8 protein-coding genes are annotated in these 8,747 nt (G+C 72.9%); 2 read left to right on the forward strand and 6 right to left on the reverse strand.

The window, feature by feature from the left end:
* Nucleotides 1-2: 2 nt before the first annotated feature.
* Genes J2851_RS18870 through J2851_RS18890 form a run of 5 tightly spaced genes read right to left on the reverse strand, consistent with a single transcriptional unit; the run spans nt 3 to nt 6,911 of the window.
* A complete protein-coding gene (locus J2851_RS18870; RefSeq protein ID WP_209767969.1) occupies nt 3-3,005 on the reverse strand; it encodes a PAS-domain containing protein in 3,003 nt (1,000 codons plus the stop codon).
* A 34-nt stretch (nt 3,006-3,039) separates the two neighbouring features.
* Nucleotides 3,040-4,023 carry a metal ABC transporter permease gene (locus tag J2851_RS18875; RefSeq protein WP_209767971.1) on the reverse strand — a complete coding sequence of 328 codons (984 nt, stop codon included), beginning with the start codon at nt 4,021-4,023 and terminating at the stop codon, nt 3,040-3,042.
* Nucleotides 4,020-5,210 (reverse strand): metal ABC transporter permease, encoded by a 1,191-nt coding sequence (locus tag J2851_RS18880; protein WP_209767973.1) that lies wholly within the window; start codon nt 5,208-5,210, stop codon nt 4,020-4,022. Before J2851_RS18880 ends, J2851_RS18875 begins: the two co-directional genes overlap by 4 nt.
* Entirely contained in the window at nt 5,207-6,013 is an 807-nt protein-coding gene (locus tag J2851_RS18885) for a metal ABC transporter ATP-binding protein (RefSeq protein WP_209767975.1), read from the reverse strand. The genes J2851_RS18880 and J2851_RS18885 overlap by 4 nt, the downstream gene beginning before the upstream one ends.
* 16 nt (nt 6,014-6,029) lie before the next feature.
* On the reverse strand, nt 6,030-6,911 hold the full coding sequence (locus J2851_RS18890) for a metal ABC transporter solute-binding protein, Zn/Mn family (protein ID WP_246500762.1): 882 nt from the start codon (nt 6,909-6,911) through the stop codon (nt 6,030-6,032).
* Here J2851_RS18890 and J2851_RS35840 point away from each other — a divergent pair.
* Together J2851_RS35840 and J2851_RS18895 are read left to right on the forward strand one after the other, a co-directional pair.
* Nucleotides 6,889-7,092 carry a hypothetical protein gene (locus J2851_RS35840; RefSeq protein WP_246500763.1) on the forward strand — a complete coding sequence of 68 codons (204 nt, stop codon included), beginning with the start codon at nt 6,889-6,891 and terminating at the stop codon, nt 7,090-7,092. The two genes, J2851_RS18890 and J2851_RS35840, sit on opposite strands and share 23 nt — an antisense overlap.
* Before the next feature lie 160 nt (nt 7,093-7,252).
* Nucleotides 7,253-7,978, forward strand: coding sequence for an SAM hydrolase/SAM-dependent halogenase family protein (locus J2851_RS18895; RefSeq protein WP_209767996.1), 726 nt, complete (start codon nt 7,253-7,255; stop codon nt 7,976-7,978).
* On the opposite strand, the gene J2851_RS18900 is transcribed toward J2851_RS18895, so the two are convergent.
* Nucleotides 7,973-8,380, reverse strand: a complete 408-nt coding sequence (locus J2851_RS18900; protein ID WP_209767977.1) for a response regulator — start codon at nt 8,378-8,380, stop codon at nt 7,973-7,975. The genes J2851_RS18895 and J2851_RS18900 overlap by 6 nt on opposite strands.
* Nucleotides 8,381-8,747 lie beyond the last annotated feature (367 nt).

Here is an 8,747-nt window from a genome sequence, read left to right on the forward strand (position 1 = left end):
CCTTACCCCGACGGGGATAGGTAGCCGCGGATCCGGTAGGCTTCCACGGCTTCGCGGGTAAGGCGGGGGATGTCGCGGCACAGCGACTCCACCTCGCCGACCGCATTGTTCCGGCACGCCGCTTCCAGCGCGCGCGCCGCGGCGGACAGGGCACGGGCGCCGAAGGTGCTCGCCGTGCTCTTCAGCGTGTGGGCTTCGCGCGCCAGGATTCCCAGATCGTTCCACGTCCCCGCGATCCGTTCGGCGCGCGCCAGAGTCTCCTCGACGAATTCCCGGATCACATCGGCCAGGATCTCCGGGTTCAGATCCCGCATCAGCTGGTTCAGCACCTCGGCGTCGAGCGCTTCCGAATCGGGTGCTGGTGGTGCGGCTTTCGGCGGATCCTGGGCCGGCGGATCCTGGGCCGGCGCATCCCGGGCCGGCGCTTCCCCATCGGCCAGCCAGCGGGCCACCGTGCCCAGCAGGCGGGTGCGGTCGACGGGCTTGGCGACATGGTCGTCCATGCCGGCGGCGAGGCAGCGGTCGCGGTCGCTGTCCATGGCGTCGGCGGTCATGGCGACGATCGGGACCGTCCCGGTCGGCGGCGGCATGCCGCGCAGGATCTGTGTCGCCATCAGCCCGTCCATCTCCGGCATGGAGATGTCCATCAGGATCAGGTCGTAGCGCGCCGCGGTCACGGCCTCGATCGCCTCGATCCCGTTGCCGGCGATGTCCACCCGGTAGCCGGCGCCGCGCAGCATCAGCGCCGCCACCATCTGGTTGGTCGGGCTGTCCTCCACCAGCAGGATGCGCCGCCCCTGGCCCGAGCCCTGGCCCGGTGACGCGTCGGTGGGCGCTTCCGCCGCCTCCGCGCCGGGCGCCGGGCGGGGGGCCGGGCCGCCCAGCGCCTCCAGCAGGCGGGCCTGGCGCACCGGCTTGGCGAGGACGGCGTCGAGGCCCGGACCGGTGTCGGCCAGGGCGACGTCGCCCCGTTGCGGGACGGCCATGCGGACGATCCGGCGCGCCCCGGCGGCGCGCAGCCGGGCCAGCAGCTCCTCCAGCGCCGGGTCCGTCACGCCGCTGACGAGCGCTACGTCGCTGCCGGAGGGGAGTTCGTCGCTGTCCTGCGGGGCGTGCACCTCGGCCCCCCAGCTGTGGATCTGCCGGGCGAGCGCGCGCCGGGTCAGCGGGTTCGGCTCCAGCAACAGGACGCGGCGGCCGGCCAGCGCCCCGCCGGTGCCGGTGACGGCGCCGTCGACGCGCAGGGGCAGCGTGAACCAGAAGCGGCTTCCGCCTTCCGCCGCCGCCGCCTCCGTCCCCTCGGTCGCCCCCTCGGTCGCCGAGTCGCAGCCGATGGCGCCGCCCATCATCTCGACCAGCCGCTTGGAGATGGCCAGACCCAGCCCGGCCCCGCCGTCCCGGCGCGCCAGCCCGGGGTGGATCTCCGCGAACTCGGTGAACAGGTCGCCGCGGGCCCCGTCCGGGACGCCGATCCCGCTGTCGGCCACCTCGAAGCGCAGCCGCACCGTATCGCCCGCCTTCGGCGCCGTGCCTTCGGCGAGCGACACGGTGACCGTAGCACCACCGCGGTCGGTGAACTTCACCGCGTTGCCGACCAGGTTCAGCAGCACCTGCCGCAGCCGCCCGCAATCGCCGATCAGCCGCTCCGGAAGTCCGGCAGGCACGCAGCAGGCCAGGTCGATCCCCTTGGCGTGGGCGCGGGCGGCCTGCAGCTCGACCACGCTTTCCACCACGTCCACCAGGGTGAAGGGAGTCTGGTCGAGCGTGAGCCTGCCCGCCTCCATCTTGGAGATGTCCAGCAGGTCGTTCAGCAGGGCCAGCAGGGCTTCCGCCGACTCGCGCGCCGTCTGGGCGTAGCGGCGCTGCTCCTCCCCCAGCCGTCCGTCGAGCAGCAGGCCCAGCATGCCCAGCACGCCGTTCATGGGCGTGCGGATCTCGTGGCTGATGGTGCGCAGGAAGCCGGACTTCGCCCGGCTCGCCCGCTCCGCCTCCTCCTTGGCGAGGCGCAGCTGCGCCTCGGCCCGGCGGTGCTCGGTGATGTCGGTGTAGGTCATCAGGACCGAGCGGTCGCGCATGCGGCCGGCGGTGATCTCCAGCACGCGGCCGTTGGGGCGGACGCGCTCGCTGCGGTTGCTGGCTGCGGGCTCCATCAGCGCCAGCCGCTGCGCCGTCAGCTCGTCCGGGTCGCCCGAGCCGAACTCGCCCCGTTCCGCGAGGTGGTGCGCCCAGTCCTGCAAGGTCAGGCCGGGCCGCATCAGCGATTCGGGAAGCTCCAGGATCGACAGCAGCCGCTTGTTGCAGGCCAGGAAGTGGCCGTCGGCGCTCCACACCACCAGCCCCTGCGTCATGGCGGCCAGCGTGGCCTCCAAGAGGTCGGACTTGAGCGCCAGCTCCTCCTCGCGCCGCTTCAGCTCGGTGATGTCGGTGCGCAGGCCGACGTAGCCGCCGTCGCTGGTGCGCCGCTCGTCGATCTTGAACCAGCGCCCGTCGCCCATGGGCTGGAGCATCGGCCCGCCGGGGTTGCGGTGGTGGTCGAGCCGTGCCGCGATCCAGCGGTCCGCACCATCCCCGGATTCGGGGAAGTGGCCGAGCGCCACGCCGCGGCGGATCAGGTCCTCGAACCGGACGCCGGGCTCCACCGGGCCGAAGGGCGCGCAGATCTTGCGGTAGCGGGCGTTGCACTGGACCAGCCGGTCGTCGGCGTCGAACAGGGCGAAGCCCTCGTCGATCGCCTCGATGGCTTCGGTCAGGCGGCGGTGCGCCTCCACCGCGCGCGCCTCCGCGGCCTCCGCCTCCGCCCGCGCGCGGTCGGTGGACAGGCCTTCCCGCAGCAGGGCCAGCGACATGACCAGCCCGGCCAGCGTGATGCCGATCAGCGACCAGAGCATGTCGCCGGAATTGTGGTCCAGCGCGTGCTTGACCGTGTGCAGCGCGGTGGCCAGAAGCAGCAGGACCGCGACGAGCGTCAGGCCGCTCCAGCGGCGGGGCCGGTGGTGGAGGGGCATCGTTCGGGGCTCCGCTCGCGACAACCCCGGAACTTTAGGAGCTTCGGCCCTCCGCGGCAACCGCGCCGGCCCCGCGCAGGCGGCCGAGCGCGCGGCGGCGGCCCAGCACGCCGTGGGTCGGCCCGAACAGGGCGGCCAGCGCCAGGATCAGGCCGGAGGCCACCGCGATCATGCCCGCGGCGCTCAGCGAATGCTCCCCGCCCAGCAGAAGCGGCCCGAAGGCGGCGGCGCCATAGCCGGCGACCGCGGCCAGCACGCCCAGCGCGACGCTGAGGACCAGTTGCACCCCCAGCCGGTCGGTCAGCAGCCGCGCCGCGGCCGGCGGGGCGATCAGCATGGCGATGACCAGGATGGAGCCCACCGCCTCGAACGCCGCGATGGCCGTCGCGGCGACCAGAAGCACCACGCCGTAGTGGAACAGCCCCGCCGGAATGCCGAGCGTGGAGGCCAGCGCCGGGTCGAAGGTGGTGATCGTCAGCTCCTTGCGGAACAGCACGACCAGCGCCACGCACAGGACGAACACCGCGGCGAGCGTCACCACCTCCCGCGGCATCGCCGCCCAGGCCGCCGGGTCGAGCAGCGATCCCCAGCCGGTGGGGGCGAGCCAGAGGATGGTCTCCAGCTGGCCGTAGAGCACGCAGTCGGCGTCGAGATCCACGCCGCGCGCCGCCGCCTGCTCGATCATCACCACGCCGGCCGCGAACATCACGGTGAAGACGACCCCCATGGCCGCCCCGGATTCCAGCCGGCCGAGCCGCCGCACCGCCTCGATCAGCACGCCCGACAGGGCGGCGGCGGCCAGCGCCCCGACCATCATGGGCATCGTCTCCCGCGTGCCGGCGATCAGGAAGCCGGCGACGATGCCCGGCAGGACGGCGTGGCTGACCGCGTCGCCCATCATCCCCTGGCGCCGCAGCACCAGGAAATTCCCCACCAGCGCGCAGGCCGCGCAGGCCAGCACCGCGGCGAGCAGGGCGGGAAAGTCGATCTGCAGGAACTCCTGGGCGCTCAGGGTCATGGCAGAGCACGCTCCTCCAGCAGCCGGACCATGTCGCCCGGCAGGACCTCGTCGATCGGATCCACGCCCCAGTTGGCGTGGGCCGGCACCAGCGCCGGGTAGTCGGCCAGGAAACGGTCCCACAGGCGCCGGTTCCGCTCGGCGGCCTTTGCTGCGACCTCACCCCGCGGGGTCAGGCGTCCGTCCCGGAGAAACCCGCGGGCTCCCAGCCACCACGCCAGCGGCCCGTCCACCGGGCGGCCGGCGAGCAGGCCGGCCAGCGCGCGGCGCTCCGCGAAGGACAGGCGCAGCCGGCCGTTGCGCAGGCCCACCGCGAGCAGGCCGCGCGCCGGGGCGAACAGGAAGCTGACCAGGAAGATGGCCCCGGCGACCAGCACGATGACCGCGCCGGCCGGCAGCTTGGGCAACAGCGCCGACAGGGTGGCGCCCAGCCAGCCGGACAGGGCGCCGATCGCCGCCGCGGCGATGGTCAGCACGGACAGCCGGTCGGTCCAGAAGCGCGCGGCGGCCGGCGGGATGATCAGCAGGGCGACCACCAGGATCAGCCCGACCGTCTGCAAGCCGATCACCGTCACCAGCGTCGCCAGCCCCATGAGCGCAAGGTCCAGCCGCGCCACCGGCCAGCCCTGCACGGCGGCGAAGCCGGGGTCGAAGGCCAGCGCCCGCAGCTCCTTGAACAGCAGGGCGACCGTGGCGGCGGCCCCGGCGGCGAGCAGGCCGATGGCGATGGCCTCCCCCTGCGCCATGGCCGCGGTCTGGCCGAGGATGAAGGTCTTCAGCCCGGCCTGCCCGCCCAGCTCCAGCGTCTGGATCAGGCTGAGCAGGACGATGCCCAGCCCGAAAAAAACCGACAGCACCGCGCCGATGGCCGAATCCTCGGTCAGGCGGGTCTGGCGGACCAGCCATTGCACGGTCAGCAGCCCCAGCACGCCGCTCGCCACCGCGCCGGCCAGCAGAAGCGGCAGCGAGCGGCCGGGCAGGCCCAGCGCCGCGCCGATCAGGAAGGCGACGGCGATGCCGGGCAGCGTGGCGTGGCTCAGCGCATCGCTGACCAGCGCGCGCCGGCGCAGCAGCAGGAAGGTGCCCACCGTGCCGCCGGCCAGCCCCAGCGCCGCCGTGCCGGCCACCACCACGGCGCTGTTGAAGCCGGCCTGGAAGGTGAGGATGCGGATGGCTTCATCGATCATGGGGCGGCGGTTTCCCTCACGGGAAGGGGCAGCGGCTGGCCGCCGTAGGTCCGCCCCAGAAGCTCCGGCGTCAGGGTGCGCGCAACGGGCCCATGGGCCACCACCCGCGTGTTCATCAGCAGGACATGGTCGAAATACTCGGCCACCGTCTGCAAATCGTGGTGCACGCAGATGACGGTCCGCCCGGCCGCGTCGAGGTCGCGCAGCACCTGGAGCACCGCGCGCTCCGTCGCCGCGTCCACCCCGGCGAAGGGCTCGTCCATGAAGTAGAGCTGCGCCTCCTGCGCCAGGGCGCGGGCCAGGAAGACGCGCTGCTGCTGCCCGCCGGACAGCTGGCCGATCTGGCGCCGGGCGAAGTCGGCCATGCCGACCCGCTCCAGCGCGTGCAGCGCCGCCTCCTTGTGGGCGCGGGACACCGGGCGGAACCAGCCGATCTTGCCGTAGCGGCCCATGGCGACGACGTCGAGCGCGGAGACGGGGAAGTCCCAGTCCACGCTTTCCCGCTGCGGGACATAGCCGATCAGGCGGCGCTGCTTGGCGACGGGTTGGCCGAAGACCTCCACCGTGCCGGACACGCGGGGCACCAGCCCCAGGCAGGCCTTGATCAGGGTGGACTTGCCGGCGCCGTTGGGGCCGACCACGGCGATCAGCCCGCCGTTGGGCGCGGTGTAGTCCACGTTCCACAGCACCGGCTTGCGGTGGTAGGCGACGGTCAGGTCGCGCACGGAAAGCGGGGCCGGGCCTATGGGCGAGGCCTCCTCGGGGAGGGTGTGGCTGCCGGGGGTGCGCCAGAGATACTGCATGGTGCCGGGTCTCCGTTCAGCGCTGCGCCAGGGTCAGCTTGCCCTGGAAGCCGGAGGCCGGGGCCTCCCCGCCCAGCGCGCGGGCAATGGTGGTGACGTTCAGGTCGATCATGCCGAGGTAGGTGCCCTCATACGTGCCGGGCGCCCCCATGGCGTCGGAGAAGAGGGCGCCGCCCAGCGCGACCGCGTGGCCGCGCGCCGCCGCCCCTTCGACCAGGGCATGAACGTTGCGGTCGGACACGCTGGTTTCCGGGAAGACGGCGGGAATGCCGCGGTCCGCCAGCAGGGCCACCAGCTCCTCGATGGCCTTCAGGCCGGCCTCCGATTCGGTGCTGATGCCCTGGATGCCGCGCACCTCGATCCCGTAGGCGCGGCCCAGATAGTTGAAGGCGTCGTGCGCGGTGACCAGGACGCGGGCGTTGGCCGGGATGGAGGCCAGCACGCGCCGGGCGTAGGCGTCGAGGTCAACCAACTTGGCCGCGTAGGCGTCGGCGTTGCGGGCGTAGAGATCCGCCCCCGCCGGGTCGAGTTTCGTCACCGCGTCGCGCACCGCGGGCAGCGCCTGCGCCCACAGCCCGGCGTCCATCCACACATGGGGGTCGTGCGCGCCTTCGAACCCCGGCGGGCTGAGCAGCCGGTCCTGCGGCAGCGCGTCGCCCACCGCGACGACCGGCTTGCCCGAATCGCGCATCCGGGCGAAGGCGTCGGTCATCTTGCCTTCCAGCAGAAGCCCGTTGATGAACACCGCGTCCGCCCGCATCAGCCGCGCGATGTCCGACCGCGTCGGCTTGTAGAGGTGCGGGTCCACCCCTTCGCCCATCAGAGCCGACACGTCGGCCCGGTCGCCCGCCACGGCGCGCACGAGGTCGGCGACCATGCCGGTGCTGGCGACGATCATCGGGCGGCCGGTGGAGTTCCTATCCGCTGCCCGCGCCGGCCCCGCCGCCCAAGCCCCCGCCGCCCAAGCCAAGCACAAGCCCATCGCCACGGCGACGAATCCGGCAAATTTCGCGAGTTTCCGTCGTGTGACGGTGTTTGAACATGTGTTCATATTCATTGGCTTCGCTGGCGCTTTTTAATGGATGTGCGGGCGGATCAAGTAAACCGTACGCGATGCATTTATGTTCCACTGGATATATGAAGCGCGTTGCGACGGTTGCAAGGAGGGCGAACGGTTTGCTTTCGCGCTTATTTGCCAAGCCGCTTATCGGCGGGTGGCAGCAGCGCTATGATGGCGGCATGATCGTGCTGTTCACCGATTTCGGCCTCAACGGCCCCTACATCGGGCAGGTGAAGGCGGTCCTGGCGCGGGAGGCGCCGGGCCTGCCGGTCATCGACCTGTTCGCCGACGCCCCGGTCTTCGACCCGCAGCTGTCCGCCTACCTGCTCGCCGCCTACGCGGGGGAATTCCCGGCCGGCAGCGTCTTCGTCTGCGTGGTGGACCCCGGCGTGGGAACGGAGCGCCGCCCCCTGGTGGTGGAGGCGGACGGGCGCCGGTTCGTCGGCCCCGACAACGGCCTGTTCGAACTGGTGCGGCGTCGCGCGGAGACCGTACAGGCCTGGACCATCGACTGGCGGCCGGCGCGCCTGTCCGCCAGCTTCCACGGGCGCGACCTGTTCGCCCCGGTGGCGGCCCAGATTGCGACGGGGAAGGGAGTGCCCGGCTCCCCGGTCGATCCCGCCGCCATCGCGCGGCCCGACTGGCCGGACGAGCTGGCGCGTATCGTCTATGTGGACGTCTACGGCAACGCCATGACCGGCCTCCGCGCGTCGGCCCTGCCGGAGGACGCGGTCCTGCGGGTGGGCGGCACGGCCGTCCGCCGCGGCCGGACCTTCGCCGACGTTCCCGCGGGGCAGGCGCTGTGGTACGAGAATTCCAATGGGTTGGCGGAAATCGCTGTCAACCGGGGCCGCGCCGACCGGGATCTCACCCTTGCGGTGGGGATGCCGGTCGACGTCCTATGACGCCACTTCGGCCCCAATCTGGTCCAGGCAGCGGTCGAGCAGATCCAGGTCCACCGGGCGGGGAAGCACGAGGAAGGGACTGTCCCCCACCGCGGGATCCGGCGCATTCGCCGTCAGGATGATGCGGGTGCGCGGGTAGAGCAGGCAGGCCAGCGCCGCGGCGCGGTCGCCGCCGCGGTCGCCGTCATCCTCTGCCGCAGGGCGGCGGAGCAGGGCGAGGCAGGGCGACTCCGCCCCGATGAGCGACAGCGCCGCGAACCCGTCGGCCGCTTCCGACACGGTGTAGCCGCGGCCGGCCAGATGGCGGGCCAGGGCGGCGCGCTGGTCCGGGTCGTCGTCGGCCACCACGGCGCGGCGCCCGCCGGGGGCCGGCGCCCGGATGTCGGCCTCGATGGAGAACATGCCCCGGCCTTTCTGACCGAAGTTGTATGCTTCGGGCGGTTTTACGCTTGGATGCTGGGGCTGTAAACGTCCGGGTGCGGCAATCGCATATGGAGACGACGTTCCATGTGCATGAACTCCCGTCATCCCCGCGAAGGCGCATAGGCGCTGACTTATTCCCCTCTCCCCTCTGGGGAGAGGGTTAGGGTGAGGGGGGCCGGCAGATGCAGAGCTGTTCGGTTCCCCGTCAAGGGGGGGCCCCCCCCCCCCCCCCCCCCCCCCCCCGCGGGGGGCGCCCCCCCCCCCCCCCCCCCCCCCCCCCCCCCCCCCGCCCGCCCGGGGGGGGGGGGGGGGGGGGGGGGGGGGCGGCCCCCCCACACGGCCGGGG

It is taken from the genome of Azospirillum rugosum (assembly GCF_017876155.1).
Taxonomy (GTDB): domain Bacteria; phylum Pseudomonadota; class Alphaproteobacteria; order Azospirillales; family Azospirillaceae; genus Azospirillum; species Azospirillum rugosum.

What these genes read in the sequence shown, in the direction of transcription:
- J2851_RS18885 (WP_209767975.1), bottom strand. Translation starts at nt 6,013, where the DNA reads ATGCAGTATCTCTGGCGCACCCCCGGCAGCCACACCCTCCCCGAGGAG.
- J2851_RS18870 (WP_209767969.1), bottom strand. Translation starts at nt 3,005, where the DNA reads ATGCCCCTCCACCACCGGCCCCGCCGCTGGAGCGGCCTGACGCTCGTC.
- J2851_RS18880 (WP_209767973.1), bottom strand. Translation starts at nt 5,210, where the DNA reads ATGATCGATGAAGCCATCCGCATCCTCACCTTCCAGGCCGGCTTCAAC.
- J2851_RS18890 (WP_246500762.1), bottom strand. Translation starts at nt 6,911, where the DNA reads ATGATCGTCGCCAGCACCGGCATGGTCGCCGACCTCGTGCGCGCCGTG.
- J2851_RS35840 (WP_246500763.1), top strand. Translation starts at nt 6,889, where the DNA reads ATGCCGGTGCTGGCGACGATCATCGGGCGGCCGGTGGAGTTCCTATCC.
- J2851_RS18900 (WP_209767977.1), bottom strand. Translation starts at nt 8,380, where the DNA reads ATGTTCTCCATCGAGGCCGACATCCGGGCGCCGGCCCCCGGCGGGCGC.
- J2851_RS18895 (WP_209767996.1), top strand. Translation starts at nt 7,253, where the DNA reads ATGATCGTGCTGTTCACCGATTTCGGCCTCAACGGCCCCTACATCGGG.
- J2851_RS18875 (WP_209767971.1), bottom strand. Translation starts at nt 4,023, where the DNA reads ATGACCCTGAGCGCCCAGGAGTTCCTGCAGATCGACTTTCCCGCCCTG.